The organism is Pseudomonas mandelii, assembly GCF_900106065.1.
Lineage (GTDB): Bacteria > Pseudomonadota > Gammaproteobacteria > Pseudomonadales > Pseudomonadaceae > Aquipseudomonas > Aquipseudomonas mandelii.
Genome location: NZ_LT629796.1, coordinates 5,945,861 through 5,968,813, shown reverse-complemented (window position 1 = coordinate 5,968,813; position 22,953 = coordinate 5,945,861). Strand labels below are relative to the sequence as shown.

The 22,953-nt window shown below is 59.7% G+C and carries 17 protein-coding genes and 2 pseudogenes; 15 read left to right on the top strand and 4 right to left on the bottom strand.

Annotated elements, in window-relative coordinates:
- The first annotated feature begins 88 nt into the window (after positions 1 to 88).
- Genes ubiU through ubiT form a run of 3 tightly spaced genes read left to right on the top strand, consistent with a single transcriptional unit; the run spans position 89 to position 2,449 of the window.
- The gene (ubiU, locus tag BLU63_RS27700; RefSeq protein ID WP_010460211.1) at positions 89 to 1,084 is read left to right on the top strand and encodes a ubiquinone anaerobic biosynthesis protein UbiU; all 996 of its coding nucleotides are present in this window, start codon (positions 89 to 91) and stop codon (positions 1,082 to 1,084) included.
- 10 nt (positions 1,085 to 1,094) lie between these two features.
- Positions 1,095 to 1,985 (top strand): U32 family peptidase, encoded by an 891-nt coding sequence (locus BLU63_RS27695; protein WP_083376770.1) that lies wholly within the window; start codon positions 1,095 to 1,097, stop codon positions 1,983 to 1,985.
- Positions 1,979 to 2,449, top strand: coding sequence for a ubiquinone anaerobic biosynthesis accessory factor UbiT (gene ubiT, locus BLU63_RS27690; RefSeq protein ID WP_010460215.1), 471 nt, complete (start codon positions 1,979 to 1,981; stop codon positions 2,447 to 2,449). Before BLU63_RS27695 ends, ubiT begins: the two co-directional genes overlap by 7 nt.
- Positions 2,450 to 2,584: 135 nt before the next feature.
- On the opposite strand, the gene BLU63_RS27685 is transcribed toward ubiT, so the two are convergent.
- The 4 genes from BLU63_RS27685 to BLU63_RS27670 form a co-directional block, all read right to left on the bottom strand.
- Positions 2,585 to 2,971 carry a putative zinc-binding protein gene (locus tag BLU63_RS27685; protein WP_083376769.1) on the bottom strand — a complete coding sequence of 129 codons (387 nt, stop codon included), beginning with the start codon at positions 2,969 to 2,971 and terminating at the stop codon, positions 2,585 to 2,587.
- A 74-nt stretch (positions 2,972 to 3,045) separates the two neighbouring features.
- Complete coding sequence (locus BLU63_RS27680) at positions 3,046 to 3,720, bottom strand: Crp/Fnr family transcriptional regulator (RefSeq protein WP_010460219.1); 675 nt, start codon at positions 3,718 to 3,720, stop codon at positions 3,046 to 3,048.
- Between the two features lie 86 nt (positions 3,721 to 3,806).
- Positions 3,807 to 4,454 carry a two-component system response regulator NarL gene (narL, locus tag BLU63_RS27675; protein WP_010460222.1) on the bottom strand — a complete coding sequence of 216 codons (648 nt, stop codon included), beginning with the start codon at positions 4,452 to 4,454 and terminating at the stop codon, positions 3,807 to 3,809.
- On the bottom strand, positions 4,451 to 6,253 hold the full coding sequence (locus BLU63_RS27670; RefSeq protein ID WP_077748433.1) for a HAMP domain-containing protein: 1,803 nt from the start codon (positions 6,251 to 6,253) through the stop codon (positions 4,451 to 4,453). The genes narL and BLU63_RS27670 overlap by 4 nt, the downstream gene beginning before the upstream one ends.
- Positions 6,254 to 6,557: 304 nt before the next feature.
- Here BLU63_RS27670 and BLU63_RS27665 point away from each other — a divergent pair, with 304 nt between their 5' ends.
- The 12 genes and pseudogenes from BLU63_RS27665 to BLU63_RS27610 all read left to right on the top strand — a co-directional run bounded on the left by BLU63_RS27665 (position 6,558) and on the right by BLU63_RS27610 (position 22,921).
- On the top strand, positions 6,558 to 7,862 hold the full coding sequence (locus BLU63_RS27665; RefSeq protein WP_077748434.1) for an MFS transporter: 1,305 nt from the start codon (positions 6,558 to 6,560) through the stop codon (positions 7,860 to 7,862).
- The gene (locus tag BLU63_RS27660; RefSeq protein WP_077748435.1) at positions 7,840 to 9,237 is read left to right on the top strand and encodes a NarK family nitrate/nitrite MFS transporter; all 1,398 of its coding nucleotides are present in this window, start codon (positions 7,840 to 7,842) and stop codon (positions 9,235 to 9,237) included. Before BLU63_RS27665 ends, BLU63_RS27660 begins: the two co-directional genes overlap by 23 nt.
- Positions 9,238 to 9,306: 69 nt before the next feature.
- Positions 9,307 to 13,080 (top strand): nitrate reductase subunit alpha, encoded by a 3,774-nt coding sequence (locus BLU63_RS27655; RefSeq protein ID WP_083376768.1) that lies wholly within the window; start codon positions 9,307 to 9,309, stop codon positions 13,078 to 13,080.
- A 1-nt stretch (position 13,081) separates the two neighbouring features.
- Complete coding sequence (gene narH / locus BLU63_RS27650; RefSeq protein WP_010460230.1) at positions 13,082 to 14,620, top strand: nitrate reductase subunit beta; 1,539 nt, start codon at positions 13,082 to 13,084, stop codon at positions 14,618 to 14,620.
- A 2-nt stretch (positions 14,621 to 14,622) separates the two neighbouring features.
- Positions 14,623 to 15,378, top strand: coding sequence for a nitrate reductase molybdenum cofactor assembly chaperone (narJ, locus tag BLU63_RS27645; RefSeq protein WP_083376767.1), 756 nt, complete (start codon positions 14,623 to 14,625; stop codon positions 15,376 to 15,378).
- Positions 15,371 to 16,051, top strand: coding sequence for a respiratory nitrate reductase subunit gamma (narI, locus tag BLU63_RS27640; RefSeq protein WP_010460234.1), 681 nt, complete (start codon positions 15,371 to 15,373; stop codon positions 16,049 to 16,051). The genes narJ and narI overlap by 8 nt, the downstream gene beginning before the upstream one ends.
- A gap of 10 nt (positions 16,052 to 16,061) precedes the next feature.
- Complete coding sequence (locus tag BLU63_RS27635) at positions 16,062 to 17,021, top strand: peptidylprolyl isomerase (RefSeq protein ID WP_083376766.1); 960 nt, start codon at positions 16,062 to 16,064, stop codon at positions 17,019 to 17,021.
- A 25-nt stretch (positions 17,022 to 17,046) separates the two neighbouring features.
- On the top strand, positions 17,047 to 18,039 hold the full coding sequence (moaA, locus tag BLU63_RS27630) for a GTP 3',8-cyclase MoaA (RefSeq protein WP_083376765.1): 993 nt from the start codon (positions 17,047 to 17,049) through the stop codon (positions 18,037 to 18,039).
- Positions 18,040 to 18,302: 263 nt separating this feature from the next.
- Positions 18,303 to 20,516 (top strand): annotated as a pseudogene (locus BLU63_RS27625) (ribonucleoside triphosphate reductase).
- On the top strand, positions 20,513 to 21,208 hold the full coding sequence (locus tag BLU63_RS27615; RefSeq protein WP_083376762.1) for an anaerobic ribonucleoside-triphosphate reductase activating protein: 696 nt from the start codon (positions 20,513 to 20,515) through the stop codon (positions 21,206 to 21,208). Before BLU63_RS27625 ends, BLU63_RS27615 begins: the two are co-directional and overlap by 4 nt.
- 51 nt (positions 21,209 to 21,259) lie before the next feature.
- Positions 21,260 to 21,829 (top strand): annotated as a pseudogene (locus BLU63_RS33915) (MCP four helix bundle domain-containing protein); the annotation flags it as partial.
- Between the two features lie 30 nt (positions 21,830 to 21,859).
- On the top strand, positions 21,860 to 22,921 hold the full coding sequence (locus BLU63_RS27610; protein ID WP_371857838.1) for a methyl-accepting chemotaxis protein: 1,062 nt from the start codon (positions 21,860 to 21,862) through the stop codon (positions 22,919 to 22,921).
- Positions 22,922 to 22,953 lie beyond the last annotated feature (32 nt).

Here is a 22,953-nt window from a genome sequence, read left to right as displayed (position 1 = left end):
GTCTCGCTAGACTGGCAGCGCCTTTTTCGATCGCTGTGCCACAGGCATCGAGGGAGGGTCCAGACGCGTTTTTCCATGAGGATTACCCATGCAACTGGTCTGCCCGGCAGGCAACCTGCCTGCGCTGAAAGCGGCGGTGCGCCAAGGCGCCGATGCCGTTTATGTCGGTTTTCGCGATGACACCAATGCCCGGCATTTTGCAGGGCTGAACATGGACGACAAACAATTCGACGCGGCGGTCGCCCACATCCGTCAGCACCAACGCAAACTCTACGTCGCGGTCAACACCTACCCGCAACCCAAGGGCTGGGAACGCTGGCAGCGCGCGGTTGATCGCGCCGCCGATTTTGGTGTGGATGCGCTGATCGCCGCCGACCCCGGCGTACTCAACTACGCCAGCCAGCGGCATCCGCAACTGGCGCTGCACCTGTCGGTGCAGGGTTCGGCGACCCATGCCGCGGCCCTGGAGTTTTATGCGCAGCGCTACGGAATTCGTCGCGCGGTACTGCCTCGGGTGTTGTCGTTGGCGCAGGTGCGCCAGGTCGCTGCAAGCAGCCCGGTGCCCATCGAAGTCTTTGGCTTCGGCAGCTTGTGCATCATGGCTGAAGGGCGTTGCCATCTGTCTTCGTACATTACCGGTGAGTCGCCGAACCTCTGTGGCGTCTGTTCGCCGGCCAAAGCGGTGCGCTGGAGCGAAGACGCCGACGGCTTGAGCGCACGGCTCAGTGAAGTGCTGATCGACCGTTACACCCCTGAGGAACCCGCCGGTTATCCGACCTTGTGCAAAGGCCGTTTCCTGGTCGGCGGTAAACGCTTTCATGCGCTGGAAGAACCCACCAGCCTCGACACCCTGGACTTGCTGCCGGAATTGACGGCCATCGGCGTCGAGGCGGTCAAAATCGAGGGCCGGCAACGCAGCCCGGCGTATGTCGAACAAGTCACCCGTGTCTGGCGTGCGGCGCTGGATGCCCATCGTGGCTCGCCGGGCAGTTTTCGGGTCAAGGAGGAATGGCGCCGGGTGTTGGCCGGTTTGTCCGAAGGCAGCCAGACCACTTTGGGTGCTTACCATCGATCATGGCAATGAGGGAGGCGACATGAAGCTCAGCCTTGGACCGGTCCTGTTTTATTGGGACAAAGCGCAACTCAGCAACTTTTACGCCGAGATGTCGGCCTTGCCCCTGGATGTGATTTATCTGGGGGAAACCGTGTGCTCGAAACGCCGGTCATTTTCATTGGATCAATGGTTGGGGCTGGGGCGCGAGTTACAAGACTGCAGCCAGGCACAACTGGTTCTCTCCAGCCTGACGCTTATCGAAGCGGCCTCCGAACTCTCTAGCCTGCGGCGGCTCTGCGACAACGGCCAACTGTTGGTGGAAGCCAACGACATGGGCGCGGTGCAGTTTCTGGCCGAGCGCAAGTTGCCGTTCGTGGGCGGTCCTGCGCTGAATGTGTACAACGGGCATACGCTCACGCAACTGCTGGACGGCGGGATGACCCGTTGGGTGCCGCCCGTGGAGTGTTCGGCGACGCTGATTAGCGATGTGCTCGATCAGGTGCGGGAACTGGGTCGAGAGGTCCCGGAAGTCGAAGTCTTTGCTTACGGGCATTTGCCGTTGGCCTATTCCGCACGCTGCTTCACCGCGCGGGCGGAAAACCGGCCCAAGGACGACTGCCAGTTTTGCTGCATCAACTACCCCGACGGCCTGCCGCTGACCAGTCAGGAAGGGCAAGCACTGTTCACCATTAACGGCATTCAAACAATGTCGGCCGAGGTGACCAATCTCCTGGCAGATTACGCGGGGCTGGTGGCCTGCGGCGCTGATTTGTTGCGACTGAGCCCTCGTTATCAAGGCATGGCGCAGGTCATTGCCGCCTATCAACGGGTTCGTCTGGGCGAGACACCGCCGGTGTTCGTCGACGGTTGTAACGGTTACTGGCATGGCCAGGCCGGCATGTTGCGCATCGAGGAGGTCGGCTTGTGTTGAATCGGAAGAAGTGGCTGCTCAAAGGCGCCGACCGGTTGTTGCCGTTGGTGCGCCGGGTGCCTTTTGCAGTGCAGCGTCTGGCGTTGCAGCAGGCGTTGAATCGTTGCCTTGCCGAGCCTTTGCGCGACGGCGAGTTTGAAGTGTTGCGTGGGCGCTGGTTGTGCCTGCGGATTCCGGATTTGGGCTTGTCCTGGTATTTGACGCTGACCCGTCAAGGGTTGCGAATTGCCGAGCATGCCACGGCGCATGTGACCATCAGCGGTAACTGGCGCGAGTTTTTATTGCTGGCCAGCCGTCAGGAGGATCCGGATACGTTGTTCTTTCGCAGGCGTTTGGTGATTGAGGGGGATACGGAGTTGGGGCTGGCGCTGAAGAACCTGATCGACAGCCTCGATCCCGACGTGTTGCCTGTGTGGCTGTGGCGCAATTTGGAGCGGGCAGGGAAGGGGTTGGCGACGGTTTGACCCACACAGATTAACTGTGCGAGCGAGCTTGCTCGCGAAGGGGCCAGTCCATCCATATGGAGGCTGACTGACACGCCGCCTTCGCGAGCAGGCTCGCTCCCCCTGTTGGATTTTCGGTGGCTGTCAGACCATCGTTTACTGGCGTTTTTCATGCTGGCGAGCATCACTCGCAATCAACTGCCTGATCTCTTCGAACAACTCATCCCCCTGCGCTGGCGTGCAATCCTCGCCATTGCGTTTACGCAACCCGTAATGGCTAAGAATCAAGTGCACGTCCGCGTGCAGGCCATGTTGCTTCAGGCAGTTTTCGACGCATTGCAGCGGGCAGCCGTCCAGCGCAAAAATCCGCCGTCCCGAGCGGGCCTTGTTGACCAGCGCCGCCACATGCCCGCCAACACCGACGATGCAAGACATTTCCGCCAGTCCGCAGCGATCAAGCCGCACGGCCAGGGTATTGGCCAGTTGGGCGACGTTTGAGCAGCCTGAGCAGGCATAAATCAGCGGCAAGGTTGAACGGGGCATCAGCACTCTCCATGGAGGGACTTCTTCAGTCTGCAAGAGCGGTGGCATTGCGCATTGACGGCGGTCAATTACGACTATTGGAAGGCCGCGAGATCCTCTTCGGCGAGGATGCTGATATTGCGGCGTTCCATCGCGATCAGGCCGCTGTCCACCAGGCGGTGCAAGATCCGCGAAAAGGTTTCCGGCTGAATGCCCAGCTTCGAGGCCACCAGGCGTTTGGACACCTGCAACACAATCAAACCGCTGACCGGGTTGCGTTCCTGCAACAGGAAATTGATCACCCGGCGGCTCGCACTGGCCATGGTCAAGGTGTCGATGTCGCGCAGACGCAGGTGCAGGTGCACGCTCATGCTCGCCAGGATCGCCAGGCAGACTTTCGGCTGATCTTCCAGGGCATTGCGGTAGTGGTTGCCCTCGATACTCACCAGTACGCTGTCTTTCAGCGCCGTGGCGCTGACCGGGTAGAGACGGGCCTGGCTGAACAGTAAGGCTTCGGCAAAGGTCTGGCCCGGCTGGATGATCTCCACCAGATTCTCCTGGCCTTCGCCGGTCAGCCGATACAATTTGATCTGGCCGCTGACCAACAGGAAGAAACGCTTGGCCGGATCCCCTTGGTGCATGAGTGTGCTGTGACAACTCAGGCGCTTGAGCATCGCCAGGCCGCAGACTTCCTCGAAGATTTTCTCCGGTAGTTGGCTGAACAGATGGTGACGGCGCAACGTTAAAACGATGGAAGGGTGGGTCAGCATGGCGTACCTCCGCTGACGCTCATAGTAGAGAGCGTCGGCCAGATGACCTATGCCTCTGCCGGCCTACCTCCAAAGAGGCATGCCCGTCATCCGGCATTGCGCAGATGTTCCATGGCCCATACGGCGGCCTCGACCCGCGAGCGCAAGCCGAGTTTGTGCAGCAGGTTTTTCACATGAACCTTGACCGTCCCTTCAGTGATGCCGAGCTTGTGCCCGATGACTTTGTTGCTGAAGCCGCTGGCGATGGTTTTCAGCACCTGACGTTCACGCTCGGTCAGTTCCACCACGGTCTGGCGCTGGGGTGAGCGCAGTGCCTGGGCCATGACCTGGGTCAGCCCCGGGCTGATCACCAATTCGCCGTTCAAGGCATTGCGGATGTACTGAATCAACAGTTCGGGCTCCATGTCCTTGAGGAGGTAGCCGTCGGCATCCAGACGCAGTGCGTCGCGAATATCGTCTTCGGCATCCGAGACCGTGAACAGCAGCACCTTGCCGGTGTAGTGCATCGCCCGTAACTGGCGCAGGGTTTCAATGCCATTCATCACCGGCATGTTGTTATCGAGCAATACCAGATCCGGTTGCAGCGGCTCGATCAGTCCGAGCGCTTCTTCACCGTTGCTGGCTTCACCGACGATCAGGAAATCATCTTCGAGCTCGAGCATCTGGCGGATGCCGTGACGCATCATCGGATGGTCATCGACCAGCAGGATGGTGTGTTGCAGGGACGGGTTCATGTGACGCTACCTTCTGTTTTTTGTCCCAGAAACTCCGGTTGGAATTCCAGTTGGACACGGGTGCCTTGCGGCTCCCTGGAGACTATTTCGAGTTGACCGCGCAAGCTGCGGGCCCGCTCATCCATGATTTTCAGGCCGTGATGCTCGCGTTGGTCGACGTTGCCGCTGAAGCCACGTCCGTCGTCTTCGACGATGAGCCTCACGGTTTCACCGTCCTGACGCAGTTGCAGCCAGGCGTTTTGCGCATGGGCGTGACGCAGGCAATTGGAGAGCGCCTCGCGGGTGATCTGCAGAATGTGGATTTGTTCGCTGGCCGATAATTGAAAGGCCAGCGCGTCGACGTGCAGGTGCACCTGGCACTCCCCGCGACGGGAGAATTCTTCGGCGGTGTCCTTGAGCTCCTGCACCAGCCCCGCATCGTGAATCTGCAAGCGAAAGGTGGTCAGCAATTCGCGTAACTGGCGGTAGGCATTGTTCAACCCTTCGCGCAGTTCGGCGGTGACGTTTTCCAGGGTCTCGATCGGTTCGCCACGACGCATCAGGGTTTGCAGGCGGCTGACTTGCAGCTTCATGTAGGACAGGGCCTGGGCCAGTGAGTCGTGCAGCTCGCGGGCAATGATCGTGCGTTCGTCGAGCAACAGCAGGCGATGATCCTGTTCCCGTTGGCGCTTGAGCGAGAGCGAGGTGCCGATCAGGTTGGCCAGGGCCTGGATCAGTTGGGTTTCCCAGGCTTGCGTCGGGTGTCCATCGACAAAATGCGCCTTGAGCTCACCCAGTTCGCTGCCCTGGTTGCTGATGCTGAAGGTTTGCGGGCTGGCTTTATGGTGTTTCTGGCACGTGGCGCAATCGCTGCTGGCGCAAACTTCGCGGATGTTGGCGCCATGCAGGGCGAGCAACTGTTGGGCCGGGGCCTGCAATTGACCTTGCAGGCACAGCGACAGGCGCAAGCCGGGCAGGCGTTGCTGGAAGCGCCGGATCAACTCATCCAAACCTTCGGCATTGGCCAGGCGTGTGGCCAGGCTCCGACTGCTTTGGTACAGCAATTCAAGGGCCGCATTGGCTTGTTGCAGGTTCAGGGTTTTTTGCTGCACCTGACTCTCAAGGGTGCGATGCGAGTCTTCGATCGTCTCGGCCATGGCGTTGAAACTCATGGCCAATTGGCCCAATTCGTCCTGGGACTGATGGTTGACCCGCACCTTGAAATCGCCACGACGAAAGCGCTGGGTCGCGTCCACCAACTCTTTCAAGGGCGTGACCACGCCATATTGCAGTTCGTAAAGCCCAAGCAGCAGGACGATCATCGTGGTGAACAGCGCCAAGCCCTGGATAACTTGTTGCCAGCCTTGCTTCTGTTCGCTTTGGCGCTGCAACAGGTCGACGAAATGGTTCAGTTGCTCAACGAAGGACAAGGCCTGGACCTGAAAATAGGCGGCATCACCGCGCTCCAGTGCCGGACGCAAATCCTCGTTCCATTGTTGCTGGATTTGCCCGTAGCTGATCTGCAGCGCGGTGGTCGGGCCATCTTCCAGCACGGCTTTGAGTGACTGGCTGTTTAGACGGGTTTGCAGGCTGTCGGTGATGGCCAGGATTTCTTCGCCGGTTGCCCCTGCGGCCAGTTTCCAGCTCAGGTGGTAAGTCTCCATGCGCACAGAGCCTGCGGTGTTGATGGCAGCCGCATCACCCTGGCTGAACCAGGCGATCAGTCCGGCGCTCAACGAACTGGCGAGGGCGAGCACGGCGATCAGGATCACGGCCAGCCCGGCGCGAGCGGGCAGGGAGCTGCGCAACCAGCGCATCATCAGCGCAGGTCCCGGAAAATTTCAGGAAAACAGAGCATGCGGAACCCCAGGTCAGGGCTTTGCCGCCGATCCCGGGCGCGCTACCTCTAAAGAGTTGTCGACTGATCCTTGTCAGCAAAAACCTTGGCGAAAAACCTTAAGACACTGATAAACAAACGGTTTCAGGGTTCTTCTGTACTACCTCCTTAGAGGTAGACCCCGCAAGCATAGGCCTATGCCCCCATGGGCTTCGTTGACGTAGGTCAAGTTTTTGCGGGGTTGGCCTCTCTAGTCTGCCGCCATGGCTAACTGACTGGAGAGCATTGTGACCGAACCCCGTGTACGACAAGGCCTGGTGCTGGGCATGAGCACATTGGCCTTCACTGTCTGCTTCATGGTCTGGATGATGTTTGCCGTGCTCGGGGTGCCGATCAAGGACCTTCTCCAGCTCAACGAAACCCAGTTCGGCCTGCTGGCCGCGACGCCGGTGCTGACCGGTTCGCTGGTGCGTCTGCCACTGGGGCTGCTGACCGACCGCTTTGGTGGGCGCAGCGTGTTCTTCCTGCTGATGCTGGCCTGCGTCGCGCCGCTGTACCTGATCAGTCACGCCACCGCCTATTGGCAGTTCCTGGTGCTGGGCTTGTTCGTCGGCCTGGCCGGCGGCTCGTTCTCGGTAGGGATTGCCTACGTCGCCAAATGGTTCGACAAGGAGAATCAGGGCTTCGCCATGGGCATCTTCGGCGCCGGTAACGCCGGAGCCGCGGTGACCAAGTTTCTGGCCCCGGCATTGATCGCTGCCGGCAGTTGGCAGTTGGTGCCGAAAGTTTTCAGCGCCATTCTATTTATCACCGCGCTGTTGTTCTGGTTCCTCAGCGCCGAGAACAAAAACCACCGCAGCGCTTCGGGCGCCACGTTGCGTGAGCAATTGAGTTCGCTGAAGGACCCGGCCGTGTGGCGCTACTGCCAGTATTACTCGATCGTCTTCGGTGGCTACGTCGCCCTCGCGCTGTGGATGACCAAATACTACGTACAGGAATACGGTTTCAGCCTGCAAAGCGCGGCGCTGCTGGCGGCCTGTTTTTCCCTGCCCGGTGGCGTGCTGCGTGCGGTCGGTGGCTGGATGTCGGATCGCTGGGGTGCGCAAAGCGTGACCTGGTGGGTGTTGTGGGTCAGCTGGATCTGCCTGTTCCTGCTCTCGTATCCCCAGACCCAACTGCAAGTGCAAACGATCAACGGCCCGGTGGATTTTCACATCGGCCTCAACCCTGCGCTGTTCACCGTACTGCTGTTCGTCATGGGCATCGCCTTCGCGTTCGGCAAGGCCTCGGTCTTCAAATACATCGCCAATGACTACCCGAAAAACATGGGTGCGGTGTCCGGCATCGTCGGCCTCGCCGGTGGCCTGGGCGGCTTCGTGTTGCCAATCCTGTTCGGCGCCCTGGTGGACCTCACCGGCGTGCGCTCTTCCTGCTTCATGTTGATGTACGGCGTGGTCTGGGTCTCCCTCACCTGGATGTACTTCAGCGAAATACGCAAAAGCCCGGTGCTGGGTAAAGCGCCGCTGCTGACACCGTCCCCGATTTCCAGCATTGCCCTAGGAGAAGAACATGTCCGTTCTGCAAAAGCCTGACAAAGGCCCGGTCATTCATGACTGGCGCCCCGAGGACCCCGCGTTCTGGGGAAGTAGCGGTAAACAGACCGCCACGCGCAACTTGTGGATTTCCATTCCTGCGCTGCTGCTCGCCTTTGCGGTGTGGATGGTCTGGAGCACGGTGATCGTGCGTTTGAACGCCATCGGTTTCTCCTTCACCACCGACCAGCTGTTCTGGCTGGCGGCGTTGCCGGGGCTGTCCGGGGCGACCTTGCGGATCTTCTATTCCTTTATGGTGCCGATCTTCGGTGGCCGTCGCTGGACCGCCCTGAGCACCGCGTCGCTGTTGCTGCCATCGATCTGGATGGGCTTCGCCGTGCAGGACCCGAGCACCTCCTACAGCGTGTTCGTGTTGATTGCGTTGCTCTGCGGTTTTGGTGGCGGCAACTTCGCGTCGAGCATGTCCAACATCAGTTTCTTCTATCCCAAGTCGCAGCAGGGCACGGCCCTTGGCCTCAACGCGGGGCTGGGTAACCTGGGCGTCTCGGTGATGCAGTTCTGTGTGCCGCTGGTGATTACCTTCGGTGTGTTCGGTTTCATGGGCGGCTCGCCGCAAGCACTGCCGGACGGCGGCCAGTTGTGGTTGCAGAACGCCGGCTTCATCTGGGTACCGTTTATTGTCCTGGTGACCGTGCTGGCCTGGTTTGGCATGAATGATCTGTCCAGTGCCCGGGCCTCGTTCAGCGAACAGGCGGTGATCTTCAAACGCAAACACAACTGGCTGATGTGCTGGTTGTACCTGGCGACCTTCGGTTCGTTCATCGGTTTCTCCGCCGCGTTTCCGCTGCTGATCAAAACCTCGTTTCCTGACGTCATTGCCTTGAAGTTTGCCTTTCTCGGTCCACTGGTTGGCGCTCTGGTACGGCCATTGGGTGGCTGGCTGGCCGACAAGCTCGGTGGCGCGAAAGTGACCTTGTGGAACTTCGTGCTGATGATCGTGATGGTCTTCGGTGTTCTGCACTTTCTTCCCGAAAGTGGCCAGGGCGGCAACTTCTACGGCTTCCTCGGCCTGTTCATGCTGCTGTTTATCACCACCGGCGTCGGCAATGGCTCCACCTTCCGCATGATCCCGGTGATCTTCCGCACCCAGCATGAGAAAGCCTCGGCTGGAAAATCAGCCGCCGTGCGCGAACAAGCGCTGAAAAATGCCGGCAAAGAGTCCGCCGCCGTCCTGGGCTTCAGTTCGGCCATGGGCGCCTTCGGTGCGTTCTTCATTCCCAAATCCTTCGGTTCTTCGATGGCCCTGACCGGCGGCCCGGAGATGGCCTTCTACATGTTCGTCGGCTTTTACCTGAGCTGCATCGTGGTGACGTGGTGGTGGTACGCGCGCAAAGGCGCCGCGACACCCTGCTGAGTCGAGCCGAATCCAACCATTGCGTGGGCGGGGCACAGACCCCGCGACAAAGCCTGAGAGGACTACACCGTGAGTCATTTACTGGATCAATTGCGGTTTTTCAACCGCAAGCAAAACGAGTTTTCCGACGGTCATGGCGAGACCCGCAAAGAGTCCCGTGACTGGGAGAACGTCTACCGTTCGCGCTGGCAGTACGACAAGATCGTGCGTTCCACCCACGGGGTGAACTGCACCGGTTCCTGCTCGTGGAAAATCTACGTCAAGAACGGCCTGATCACCTGGGAAACCCAGCAGACCGACTACCCGCGTACCCGTAACGATCTGCCGAACCATGAGCCCCGTGGCTGTCCACGTGGTGCCAGTTACAGCTGGTACATCTACAGCGCCAACCGGCTCAAGTACCCGAAAATCCGCAAGCCATTGCTCAAGCTCTGGCGCGATGCGCGGCAGACCATGGCGCCAGTGGAAGCCTGGGCCAGCATCGTCGAGGACAAGGCCAAGGCCGACTCCTATAAAAGCAAGCGTGGCATGGGTGGCTTCATCCGCTCCAACTGGGAGGAGGTCAACGAGATCATTGCCGCGGCCAACGTCTATACGATCAAGCAATACGGCCCGGACCGGATCGTCGGCTTCTCGCCGATCCCGGCCATGTCGATGGTCAGCTATGCCGCAGGCTCGCGTTACCTGTCGCTGATCGGTGGCGCCTGCCTGAGTTTCTACGACTGGTACTGCGACTTGCCACCGGCCTCGCCGATGGTATGGGGCGAGCAGACCGACGTGCCGGAATCGGCCGACTGGTACAACTCCAACTACATCATTGCCTGGGGTTCCAACGTCCCGCAGACCCGTACCCCCGACGCGCACTTCTTCACCGAAGTCCGTTACAAGGGCACCAAGACGGTCGCGATCACCCCGGATTACTCGGAAGTCGCCAAACTCACCGACCTGTGGCTGAACCCTAAACAAGGCACCGATGCGGCGCTGGCCCAGGCGTTCAACCATGTGATCTTCAAAGAATTCCACCTGGACAAACCGAGCGCCTATTTCACCGACTATGCCAAGCGCTTCACCGATTTGCCGGTGCTGGTGCTGCTCAAGCAAATGGTCGACAAGGCACCGGGCGCCGGTTACCAGCCAGACCGTTTCCTGCGCGCCAGCGACCTGACCGACAACCTCGGCCAGGAAAACAACCCGGAATGGAAAACCATCGCGCTGGATGTCAGTGGCGAACTGGTGTCCCCTCAGGGCTCCATCGGCTATCGCTGGGGAGAGAAGGGCAAGTGGAACATCCTTCCCCGCGAAGGCGGCGAAGGCCGTGAGATCGATCTGAAGCTGAGCCTGATCGGCGATGACGTGGCCGAAGTGGCGTTCCCGTATTTTGCCGGCGAGTCCCACGAACACTTCCAGCACGTGGCCGGCGATGCCGTGCAATACCGCCGCGTGCCGGTACACTGCGTGGTGCTGGCGGACGGCAGTGTGGCCAAAGTGGCCACTGTGTTCGACCTGTCGGCGGCCAATCTGGCGATCGACCGTGGCTTGGGGGGTGAAAACGTCGCCAAGGATTACAACGACGCCTCGGTGCCCGGCACCCCGGCCTGGCAGGAGCAGATCACTGGCGTCAGCCGCGAGAAGGCCATCCAGATCGCCCGTGAGTTCGCCGACAACGCCGACAAGACCAAGGGCCGCTCGATGATCATCGTCGGCGCGGCGATGAACCACTGGTACCACATGGACATGAACTACCGCGGGCTGATCAACATGCTCATGCTCTGCGGGTGTGTCGGTCAGACCGGTGGCGGTTGGGCGCACTACGTGGGCCAGGAAAAACTCCGTCCGCAATGCGGCTGGCTGCCATTGGCGTTCGGCCTGGACTGGAACCGTCCGCCTCGCCAAATGAACGGCACCAGCTTCTTCTACGCCCACAGTTCGCAGTGGCGCCACGAGAAGATGAGCATGCACGACGTGCTCTCACCACTGGCCGATAAATCACAGTTCCCTGAGCATGCCCTGGACTACAACATCCGCGCCGAACGCGCCGGCTGGTTGCCCAGCGCACCGCAACTCAACACTAACCCTTTGCACATTTGCCGTGACGCGGCGGCGGCCGGCATGGACCCGAAAGACTACGTGGTCAAGTCGCTGCAGGACGGTTCGCTGCGCTTCTCCTGCGAACAGCCGGACAGCCCGGTCAACTTCCCGCGCAACATGTTCATCTGGCGTTCCAACCTGCTGGGCTCCTCGGGCAAGGGCCACGAGTACATGCTCAAGTACCTGCTGGGCACCAAAAACGGGGTGATGAACGAAGACATCGGCCAGGTCGGCGATTGCAAACCTGAAGAAGCCGAATGGGTGGATGAGGGCGCCATCGGCAAGCTTGATCTGGTCACTACGCTGGACTTCCGCATGTCCTCGACCTGCGTCTATTCCGACATCGTGTTGCCGACCGCAACCTGGTACGAAAAAGACGACATGAACACCTCGGACATGCACCCGTTCATTCACCCGTTGTCGGCAGCGATCGACCCGGCGTGGGAATCGCGTTCCGACTGGGAAATCTACAAAGGCATCGCCAAGGCGTTTTCCAGCATGTCCGAAGGGCACCTGGGCGTTGAGAAGGATCTGGTGACCATCCCGCTGATGCACGACAGCGTCGGCGAACTGGCCCAGCCGTTTGGCGGCACCGACTGGAAAAGTGCCGGTGTAGCGCCGGTGCCGGGCAAAAACGCACCGAATCTGCACGTGGTGGAGCGTGACTACCCGAACATCTACAAACAGTTCTCGTCCCTCGGGCCATTGCTCGAAAAACACGGCAACGGCGGCAAGGGCATCAACTGGAACACCGAAGACGAAGTGAAATTCCTCGGTGAACTCAATCACAAAGAAGGCGATGCCGGTATCAGCCAGGGTCGGCCAAAAATCGACACGGCCATCGATGCCGCTGAAGTGATTCTGTCCCTGGCGCCGGAAACCAACGGCCAGGTGGCGGTCAAGGCCTGGGCCGCGCTGTCGGAATTTACCGGCATCGACCACAGCCACCTGGCGCTGTCCAAGGCCCACGAGGCGATTCGTTTTCGCGACATTCAGGCACAGCCGCGCAAGATCATTTCCAGCCCGACCTGGTCGGGCCTCGAAGACGATCACGTCAGCTACAACGCCGGCTATACCAACGTTCACGAAGGGATCCCGTGGCGCACCATCACCGGTCGCCAGCAGTTCTATCAGGATCACCCGTGGATGCAGGCATTCGGTGAACAACTGATGAGTTATCGGCCGCCGGTCAACACCCGCACCATCGAAGGGGTGAAAGGCAAGCGCAGCAACGGCGAGATCGAAATCGTCCTGAACTGGATTACCCCGCACCAGAAATGGGGCATCCACAGCACCTACAGCGACAACCTGCTGATGCTCACCCTCAGCCGCGGCGGGCCGATTGTCTGGCTCTCGGAGAATGACGCGAAAAGCGCCGGCATCGAGGACAACGACTGGATCGAGTGCTTCAACGTCAACGGTGCACTGACCGCCCGGGCGGTGGTCAGCCAGCGCGTCAAGGACGGCATGGTGATGATGTATCACGCACAGGAACGGATCGTGAACGTGCCAGGTTCGGAAACCACCAAGACCCGTGGCGGCCATCACAACTCGGTTACCCGTGTCGTGCTCAAGCCGACCCACATGATCGGCGGCTATGCGCAGCAAGCCTACGGTTTCAACTATTACGGCACGGTCGGTTGCAACCGCGATGAATTCGTCGTGGTGCGCAAAATGTCCAAAGTCGACTGGCTCGATGGTTCAAGTGGCGATGACCTGCCACGTCCGCTGCCGACCGATATTGAGGAGAACTGAGATGAAGATTCGCTCACAAATCGGCATGGTTCTGAACCTGGACAAATGCATCGGTTGCCACACCTGTTCGATCACCTGTAAAAACGTCTGGACCAGCCGCGAAGGCATGGAATACGCCTGGTTCAACAACGTCGAATCAAAACCCGGGATCGGCTACCCGAAAGAATGGGAAAACCAGGACAAGTGGAAGGGCGGCTGGATCCGCAACGCCAACGGCACGATCAACCCGCGCATCGGCGGTAAATTCCGCGTGCTGGCAAACATTTTCGCCAACCCGGACCTGCCGAGCCTCGACGACTACTACGAACCGTTCGACTTTGATTACCAGCACCTGCACACCGCGCCGCTGGGCGAGCATCAGCCCACCGCGCGTCCGCGTTCGCTGATCTCCGGCAAGCGCATGGAAAAAATCGAGTGGGGTCCGAACTGGGAAGAAATCCTCGGCACCGAATTCGCCAAACGTCGCAAGGACAAGAACTTCGACAAGATTCAGGCGGACATTTACGGCGAGTACGAAAACACGTTCATGATGTATTTGCCGCGCCTTTGCGAGCACTGCCTCAACCCGACGTGCGCGGCATCGTGCCCGAGCGGTGCGATCTACAAGCGTGAAGAAGACGGCATCGTCCTGATCGACCAGGAAAAATGCCGTGGCTGGCGGATGTGCATCAGCGGCTGCCCGTACAAGAAGATCTATTTCAACTGGAAAAGCGGTAAGTCCGAGAAATGCATCTTCTGCTACCCGCGTATCGAAGCCGGGATGCCGACCGTTTGCGCGGAAACCTGCGTCGGGCGCATCCGCTACCTCGGCGTGCTGCTGTATGACGCCGACCGCATCAGCGAAGTGGCGAGCACCGCCAATGAGCAGGACCTGTACGAGAAACAACTGGAGATCTTCCTCGATCCGAACGATCCGGCAGTGATTCGTCAGGCCCTGGCCGATGGCGTACCGCAATCGGTGATCGATTCCGCTCAGCGTTCGCCGGTCTACAAAATGGCCGTGGACTGGAAACTCGCCCTGCCGCTGCACCCGGAATACCGCACCTTGCCGATGGTCTGGTACGTGCCGCCACTGTCGCCGATCCAGAACGCCGCGACCGCCGGCACTGTCGGCATGAACGGGGTGATTCCGGATGTCGACAGCCTGCGTATTCCCCTGAAGTACCTGGCGAACCTTTTGACGGCGGGTGATGAAAAACCGGTCAAGCGTGCGCTTAAACGCTTGCTGGCGATGCGCGCCTACAAACGTTCCGAGCAAGTCGACGGCGTGCAGGACCTGCAGGTGCTGGCGGATGTCGGCCTGAGTGTGGCCCAGGTCGAGGAGATGTATCGCTACCTGGCAATCGCCAACTACGAAGACCGCTTTGTGGTACCGAGCGCGCATCGTGAAGACGCCATGAGCGACGCCTTTGCCGAGCGCTCCGGTTGCGGTTTCAGCTTTGGTAGCGGCTGCAGCGGCAGTTCCGACACCAACATGTTCGGTGCGAAGAAAGCCAACCGCCGCGACATCCTGAAAACCGTCCAGTTGTGGGAGGAATGAGCATGCAAATTCTCAAAGTGATTTCGCTGCTGCTCGATTACCCGACCGAGACACTGATTGGCGGTCGCGACGAACTCGAGCAAGCGATCATCCAGTCTCGGGAAATCAGCCCCAAGCAACGCGGCGCGTTGTTCGAATTGTTGGAGTTGATCTGCGCCAATGACCTGATGGATGGGCAGGAGCACTACGGTGCGCTGTTCGGTCGAGGTCGCTCGCTGTCGCTGCTCTTGTTCGAGCACGTGCATGGCGAATCCCGTGATCGTGGCCAGGCGATGGTCGACATGATGGCGCAATACGAAGAAGCCGGTTTTGCCATCGGTGTCAAAGAGCTGCCCGATTACATCCCGCTGTACCTGGAGTTCCTGTCCACCCGCGAAGACATCGAGGCCCGGGAGGGCCTGGCGGATGTGTCGCACTTGCTGGCCTTGCTCGCGGCGCGTCTGGAAGCGCGTGAAAGTGCCTATGCCAGCTGCTTCCGGGCGCTGCTGCAAATTGCCGGGGCCGAGCCGCATCAAGCGGTGGCCGACCTGCGGGCGCAGGTGGCGGCGGAGCCGCGCGACGACTCCCTGGAAGCCCTCGACAAGATTTGGGAAGAGGAGGCCGTGGACTTTCTCCAGGCCGAACAGCAGGACCGTTGCAGTGGACTGCCAAGCGCACCGGGCAAGGCCCGGGAAGAAAGCGCGGTGCCGTTGCACTGGGTGGATTTTCAGCATGAAGGGTTGGCCGTCGTGCCGGCCAAGGAGGTAGGCAATGTCTAAATGGAACCTGTTGTTGTTCGGGGTCTATCCCTACGTCGCCCTGGCGATTTGCCTGATTGGCAGCTGGGCGCGTTTCGATCTGTCGCAGTACACCTGGAAGGCCGGCTCGAGCCAGATGCTCAATCAGCGCGGCATGCGCGTGGCGAGCAACTTCTTCCACATCGGAGTGTTGTTCGTACTGGCCGGGCACTTTGTCGGCCTGCTGACCCCGGCGTCGGTGTATCACCACGTGATCAGCACTGAGAACAAGCAGTTGCTGGCGATGGTGTCCGGTGGCTTCTTTGGTCTGTTGTGCCTGATTGGCTTGCTGATGCTGGTCAATCGGCGGCTGACCGATCCACGGGTCCGCGCCACGTCCAGCCCCTCGGACATTCTGGTTCTGCTGGTGTTGCTGGCGCAGTTGCTGCTGGGGCTGCTGACGATCGTTGCGTCCACCGCGCACATGGACGGCTCGGTGATGGTGATGCTCGCCGATTGGGCACAGAACACCGTGTTGTTGCGTCCGGTGGAAGCAGCGGCGGCCATCGCGCCGGTCGGGCTGATCTACAAGCTGCATGTGTTTCTCGGTTTGACTCTGTTTGTGCTGTTCCCCTTCACCCGTCTCGTACACATGATCAGCGCACCGATCTGGTACCTGGGGCGTCGTTATCAAATCGTTCGTCAGAAGTACTGAGGAGACAATCATGTCAGGTGGATGCGGATGTGGTGGCGGTAATGGGGGCAGCGGTGGCTGTGGTTCTTCAAAAAAAGCGGAGGCCATTCTCGACATGGCGCCGGTCGCAGAGGCGCAGTTCGAAGCGCTGCCGGTTGAGCCCGCAGGGGCCGATGACGCCCCGGCGCAGTTGATCGCCAGCAGTGAACAGGAGTGGCCGATCATCAGCGTCAACGAGGTGTCGATCACGCCGGAAGCGATGGCGCTGGAGCTGCAATATCACCCGGCCGAAAGCCGTGAAGAAGCGGTGTACCTGGCCGCCAGGGCACTGGTGATCCGCGAGTTGTTGCAGCAACGCATTGCCGAACTCGGCGTATCGATGGAGATCGGTGCTGGCGAGAACGAAGAAGAAGCGGCCACGCGTTTGTTGCTTGAACGCGAGGTGCATGTGCCGCAGTGCGACGAGGAAACCAGTCTTCGTTACTACGAAAACAATCGCGGGCGCTTTCACAGCGCACCATTGCTGGCGGTACGGCACATCCTGCTCGAATGTGCGCCGGACGATGTCGAGGCGCGCAGCCTTGCGCATGTTCAGGCGGAAGTCCTGCTGCAACGTCTGGATGAATTCCCCGGCACTTTCGCCGAACTGGCGTTGAAATATTCGGCCTGCCCGTCGAAGGCTCAGGGTGGTTCTTTGGGGCAGATCAGCAAGGGCCAGACCGTGCCTGAACTGGAACGTCAGTTGTTCACTCTGGCACCGGGCCTGGCCAGCAAACCGCTGGAAAGTCGCTACGGCTGGCATGTGGTCAGTGTCGATCAGCGAATCGAAGGCATGCCGTTGCCCTATGAAGTGGTGTCGACGGCGATCCGCACGCAGTTGCAGCAAGGCGTCTGGCAAAAAGCCCTGGTGCAATACCTGCAAACCCTGATCGGTGCGGCGGATATTCGCGGTATCCATTTGCAGGGCGCCGACTCACCGCTGGTGCAGTGAGCATCGAGGCAAACCGGGAGATGTGATGAACGCTGTAATGCAGGATGGCTTTGGACGGCAGATTGATTATCTGCGGATGTCGGTGACGGACCGCTGTGATTTTCGCTGTGTGTATTGCATGGCGAAAAACATGACCTTCCTGCCGCGTCAGCAGGTGCTCACCCTTGAAGAGTTGCAGCGTTTGGCAACGCTGTTCGTTGGCCTGGGTGTACGCAAGATTCGCCTGACCGGCGGCGAGCCGCTGATTCGTCCGAGCATTGTCGGACTTTGTCGCAACATCGCCGCGTTGCCCGGTTTGCGCGAATTGGTGATGACCAGCAACGGCTCGCAGCTGGGCCGTCTGGCCCGGCCGTTGGTCGATGCTGGGGTGAAGCGGATGAACATCAGCCTCGATAGCCTGGACGGGCAGAAGTTTCGCGCGATCACCCGCATTGGCGATCTCGACCAAGTGCTCAACGGCATCGAGGCAGCACGGGACGCGGGGTTCGAGCGAATCAAACTCAACTGCGTGGTGATGAAGGGCCGCAACTTTGATGAGGTCCCGGCGTTGGTGCAGTACGCCATCGACCAGCGCATCGATATCAGTTTCATCGAGGAAATGCCCTTGGGCGATGTCGGGCGTTCCCGGGGTGAATCGTTTTGTTCCAGCGACGAGGTTCGGGCGCTGATCGCCAGCCAGCATCGGTTACTCGACAGCACCGAGAACAGCGGCGGACCGGCACGCTATGTGCGTCTGGAACGCCATCCCGAGACCCGGATCGGCTTCATTTCACCCAACAGCCACAACTTCTGCGGCAGCTGCAACCGGGTACGGATGACCGTTGAAGGGAAGCTGTTGCTGTGTTTGGGGCAGGACGATGCCCTGGATTTAAGAGGATTGCTGCGGCGTTATCCGCTGGATGATCAGCCCGTGATCAATGCCGTGCAGAAGGCCTTGCGCGGCAAACCGTTGCGCCACGATTTCAGCCCCGAAGGGGAGGTGCAGATTGTACGGTTCATGAACATGAGTGGCGGTTGAGCTGATCTGTAAAACACAGCAAATCACTGTGGGAGCGAGCCTGCTCGCGATAGCGGTAGAACAATCGACATCAATGTTGAGCGTGCTGCAGTCATCGCGAGCAGGCTCGCTCCCACATTAGATTTTCTTCTGCCGTTATCGGACGTTCTTTCGCCGGGGAATCTTGATGTCGATCAATTGCAGATCAGCACTTTTTCCGTAGCCTTCACTGCATATTGTGGTTTTATATTTTTTTAAATCTATATGTAGTGTTTGGAGGCCAAATGCAAAGCACGCTGATCGCAGTAGGATGTAACCGCTTGCACAAACGCGATGGCAGTCAGGTCGCCTTCGATGCCGACAAAATCCGTCAGGCATTGATCGCCGCCGGCAAGGCGACGGGGGAGTACGCCGAGGTTGAGGTTGAAGGCTTGCTTAACGCGGTATTGGCCAGGCTCGAAGGTTTGCCAAGACTCCATGTCGAGCAAATCCAGGACCGTGTTGAACGGGTGTTGATGGACGCCGGATATTTCCTCGCCATGCGTGCCTACATCGTCTACCGCGAACAGCACGGGCGCTTGCGCCGCGACCGCCGGACCATGGTCGAGGTGGCGACTTCGATGAACGAATACCTGGACCGTGAAGACTGGCGGGTCCAGGCCAACGCCAATCAGGGGTATTCACTGGGCGGACTGGTGTTGAACGTGTCGGGCAAGGTCACTGCCAACTACTGGCTGGACGAGGTGTACAGCGAGGCCATAGGCCAGGCCCACCGCGAGGCGGATTTGCATGTGCACGACCTCGACATGCTCGCCGGTTACTGCGCCGGCTGGTCGCTGCGCACCCTGTTGCACGAAGGGCTCAACGGTGTGCCGGGGCGTGTTGAAGCCGGTCCGCCAAAGCACTTGAGCAGTGCCTTGGGGCAGATGGTGAATTTTCTCGGCACCCTGCAAAACGAATGGGCCGGTGCCCAGGCGTTCAGCTCGTTCGACACCTATCTGGCGCCCTACGTGCGCAAGGATCAACTGAGTTTTCAGGAAGTACGCCAGGCGATCCAGGAGTTCATCTACAACCTCAACGTACCGTCACGCTGGGGCACGCAGACGCCATTTACCAACCTGACCTTCGACTGGGTGTGCCCCCAGGATTTGCGTGAGCAAATACCCGTCATCGGCGGTGAAGAAATGCCGTTTGCCTATGGTGACCTGCAAGCCGAAATGGAGCTGCTCAACCGCGCTTACATCGAAGTGATGCAGGCCGGCGACGCGAAAGGGCGGGTATTCACCTTTCCGATCCCGACCTACAACATCACCCATGACTTTCCGTGGGACAGTGAAAACGCCGATCGTCTGTTCGAGATGACCGCGCGGTACGGCCTGCCGTATTTCCAGAACTTCCTCAATTCTGATCTGCAACCCAATCAGGTGCGTTCAATGTGCTGCCGTTTGCAGCTCGATGTGCGCGAGTTGCTCAAGCGTGGCGGCGGCTTGTTCGGCTCAGCGGAACAGACCGGATCGCTTGGCGTTGTCACCATCAACTGCGCACGGCTGGGGTATGTGTTCAAGGGTGATACCAGTGGATTATTGCAGCGCCTGGACACACTGATGGAACTGGCGATGGAAAGCCTGGAGGTCAAGCGCAAGGTGATTCAGCACCACATGGATGCCGGTTTGTACCCGTACACCAAGCGCTACCTCGGAACCCTGCGCAACCATTTCTCGACCATCGGCCTCAACGGCATGCATGAAATGCTGCGCAATTTCACCGGCGACGAGGAGGGCATGCACACCGAGCATGGCCGGCAGTTTGCCCTGAACATGCTCGATCATGTGCGCGCCACGTTGCTGCGTTTCCAAGAGGAAACCGGCCACATGTACAACCTGGAAGCGACGCCGGCCGAGGGCACGACTTACCGCTTCGCCAAGGAAGACCTCAAGCGTTACCCCGGCATTCTCCAGGCTGGCAGCGTGCAAGCGCCGTATTACACCAACTCTTCCCAACTGCCCGTGGGCTACACCGAAGACCCCTTCGAGGCCCTGGAGCTTCAAGACGAACTGCAATGCAAATACACCGGCGGCACCGTCTTGCATCTGTACATGGCCGAGCGGATTTCCTCGACCGAGGCGTGCAAGCAACTGGTGCGCAAAGCGCTTGGCCGCTTCCGCCTGCCGTACCTGACCGTGACCCCGACGTTCTCCATCTGCCCGGTGCACGGCTACCTCGATGGCGAGCATGAGTTCTGCCCCAAATGCGACGAGGTCTTGCTGCTGCAAGAACAGAAGCTCGGCACCGTTCATTGATCGATCCACTCAACCGCAAGGAGCTTCACCATGACTGCATCGCAAGCACTGCCCCAGGCTCAACGTCAACGCTGCGAAGTCTGGACCCGGGTGATGGGCTATCACCGCCCTGTGTCGGCGTTCAATCCGGGTAAACAGTCGGAGCACCGTGAGCGGGTGCACTTTACTGAAAGCGCGCCGCTGGCCGGGCGCCAATGAGTCGAACGCTTCGGGTCGGGGGCATGGTGCCCCTGACCACTATCGACTATCCGGGACAGCTCGCCTGCGTGCTGTTTTGCCAGGGTTGCGCCTGGCGTTGTCGTTACTGCCATAACCCGCAGTTGATCCCGCCTCGTGGCACAGACGAAGTGGATTGGCGGCGGGTGCTGGCGTTTCTGCAACGGCGTCAGGACCTGCTCGATGCGGTGGTGTTCAGTGGCGGTGAGCCGACCCTGCAGGACGGTTTGCTCGGCGCCATGGAGGAGGTGCGGGCGATGGGGTTTCGCATTGGTTTGCACAGTGCCGGTATCAAGCCGGTTGCGTTCGCCAAGGCATTGCCTGGCGCTGATTGGGTTGGCTTCGATGTGAAGGCGCTGCCGGAGGATTGCCAGGCGATCACCCGGGTCGAAGGCAGCGGTACCGCCAATTGGCGCAGTCTTGAGCATCTGCTGGCCAGTGGTGTCGATTATGAATGTCGTACCACCGTGCACTGGCATCTGTTTGAACCGGCGCGTCTGCTGATCCTTGCCAAGCGCTTGAGCGAACTCGGCGTCAAGCGTTTCGCCGTGCAACTGGTTCGCACCGAGCGGATGTTCGACCCGTTGCTGCCGAGTGTTTCGGCACAAGCCTTGCTACCTGACTTATGGGAAGCCATGCGCGAGCTGTTTCCCGCTTTCGTGTTACGGGGGTAACCGTGGCTGCGAATCAACGTTTAACGGTGACATCCATCATTAGGTTTTCAAATGCGCTGCCAATCGGCAGGTATCAAACAGGGAGCATTTGATATGGCCAAATTAACGACAGCACAACGTATCGTCATCGGCTTTGCCATCGCGCCGTTGGCGCTGATGGGCATGGCGTTTTACGCGTTGCACGATCTGGCAACGCTCAAGGAACAGGCGGTAGTAATCGTCAAGCAGGACTGGCCGAAGATCGATCCGATCATGGTCATCGCCACCGGCGTACGTGATAACGCCAGGAACACCCGGGATCTACTGATCGATAAAGATAATCAGCAGGTGCAGCAGTCAATCGACGCTACCAAGAAACGGATTACCCAGGCACTCGATACGCTTGAACCATTGTTCTATTTGCCAGAGGGCAAAACCGCTTATGCCGCGTTGAAGAAGAATCGTGAAGCCTACGTGGCGGCGTTCACTCAAGTGCAGGTGTTGATCCGGCAAGGGGCTTTCGATGACGCCATGGCACAGCTGAAACAAAAGGTCGTGCCGGCCGAACGCGAGGTTTATGGCAGCCTGGATCAATTGATGGCGCTGCAAGGCAAAATATTCGCCGACAGAGAACAATCAGCGCAGGCGCTGTACAGCGATGCCCGGCGCAATATGCTCGGGTTGTTTTTGTTCTGTGTGGCGCTGGTCATCGCCGCGGCGGTGATCGTCACGCGCAGTGTGACCCGTCCATTGGGCGGCGAGCCGGATGATGCCGCACGGTTTTTAAGTCAGATCGCTCAAGGCGACCTGACGATTCAGGTACCCGTGAACTCAAGTGCCGGCGGCAGCGTGATGATGAACATGCATCAGATGCAGCAAAGTCTGAATGCCATGGTCAGGCACATCGCGATGTCGGTGGACCAGGTGGCCAGTTCCTCCGAAGAGCTGAGTGCGGTCAGCAGCCAGACCAGCAGCAACCTGCAATTGCAAGGGCTGGAGATCGAGCAGGCGGCCACCGCCGTGAACCAGATGACCGCGGCGGTCGATGAAGTGGCGCGCAATGCGGTCAGCACCTCCGAGGCCTCGCGGCAGTCCGAGCAAACCGCGCAACGCGGGCGTGAACAGGTTCAGGAAACCGTGGTTTCAATCGGCGCACTGGCCGATGGGGTCACCGACACCTCACAGCGCATCGAGCAACTGGCTGGCAGGGTGCAGGACATCAGCAAGGTGCTGGACGTGATTCGCAGCATCGCCGAGCAGACCAATTTGCTGGCCCTGAACGCGGCCATTGAAGCGGCTCGTGCTGGTGATGCCGGACGCGGTTTTGCCGTGGTCGCCGATGAAGTGCGCGCCCTGGCGCATCGCACTCAAGAGTCCACCCAGGAAATCGAGCAGATGATCGGCAACATTCGTCTCGATACCGGGCATGCGGTGACGGCCATGCAAAGCAGCAGCAACCTGGTGCGGGCCACCCTGGAAGTGGCGCAACGGTCGGGCGATGCATTGGATGAAATCACCCGGTCGATCTCGCAGATCAACGAGCGCAACATGATGATTGCCAGCGCTACGGAGGAGCAGGCATTGGTGGCGCGTGAGGTGGACCGCAATCTGATGGGGATTCGCAACTTGTCAGAGCAGGTCTTGCTGGGTGCCCAACATACTCACACCGCAGGTCACGATTTGGCGCAGATGGCCGGGGCGCTGCACCAGACGGTGGCGCGTTTTAAAGTCTAGGTAATTCGGGTTGGTGGTTGTGGATGAGGGCG

What these genes read in the sequence shown, in the direction of transcription:
- narH (WP_010460230.1), top strand. Translation starts at nt 13,082, where the DNA reads ATGAAGATTCGCTCACAAATCGGCATGGTTCTGAACCTGGACAAATGC.
- narL (WP_010460222.1), bottom strand. Translation starts at nt 4,454, where the DNA reads ATGAACCCGTCCCTGCAACACACCATCCTGCTGGTCGATGACCATCCG.
- BLU63_RS27670 (WP_077748433.1), bottom strand. Translation starts at nt 6,253, where the DNA reads ATGATGCGCTGGTTGCGCAGCTCCCTGCCCGCTCGCGCCGGGCTGGCC.
- BLU63_RS27610 (WP_371857838.1), top strand. Translation starts at nt 21,860, where the DNA reads ATGCTCGGGTTGTTTTTGTTCTGTGTGGCGCTGGTCATCGCCGCGGCG.
- ubiU (WP_010460211.1), top strand. Translation starts at nt 89, where the DNA reads ATGCAACTGGTCTGCCCGGCAGGCAACCTGCCTGCGCTGAAAGCGGCG.
- BLU63_RS27685 (WP_083376769.1), bottom strand. Translation starts at nt 2,971, where the DNA reads ATGCCCCGTTCAACCTTGCCGCTGATTTATGCCTGCTCAGGCTGCTCA.
- BLU63_RS27680 (WP_010460219.1), bottom strand. Translation starts at nt 3,720, where the DNA reads ATGCTGACCCACCCTTCCATCGTTTTAACGTTGCGCCGTCACCATCTG.
- BLU63_RS27695 (WP_083376770.1), top strand. Translation starts at nt 1,095, where the DNA reads ATGAAGCTCAGCCTTGGACCGGTCCTGTTTTATTGGGACAAAGCGCAA.
- BLU63_RS27635 (WP_083376766.1), top strand. Translation starts at nt 16,062, where the DNA reads ATGTCAGGTGGATGCGGATGTGGTGGCGGTAATGGGGGCAGCGGTGGC.
- narI (WP_010460234.1), top strand. Translation starts at nt 15,371, where the DNA reads ATGTCTAAATGGAACCTGTTGTTGTTCGGGGTCTATCCCTACGTCGCC.
- narJ (WP_083376767.1), top strand. Translation starts at nt 14,623, where the DNA reads ATGCAAATTCTCAAAGTGATTTCGCTGCTGCTCGATTACCCGACCGAG.
- BLU63_RS27660 (WP_077748435.1), top strand. Translation starts at nt 7,840, where the DNA reads ATGTCCGTTCTGCAAAAGCCTGACAAAGGCCCGGTCATTCATGACTGG.
- moaA (WP_083376765.1), top strand. Translation starts at nt 17,047, where the DNA reads ATGAACGCTGTAATGCAGGATGGCTTTGGACGGCAGATTGATTATCTG.
- BLU63_RS27615 (WP_083376762.1), top strand. Translation starts at nt 20,513, where the DNA reads ATGAGTCGAACGCTTCGGGTCGGGGGCATGGTGCCCCTGACCACTATC.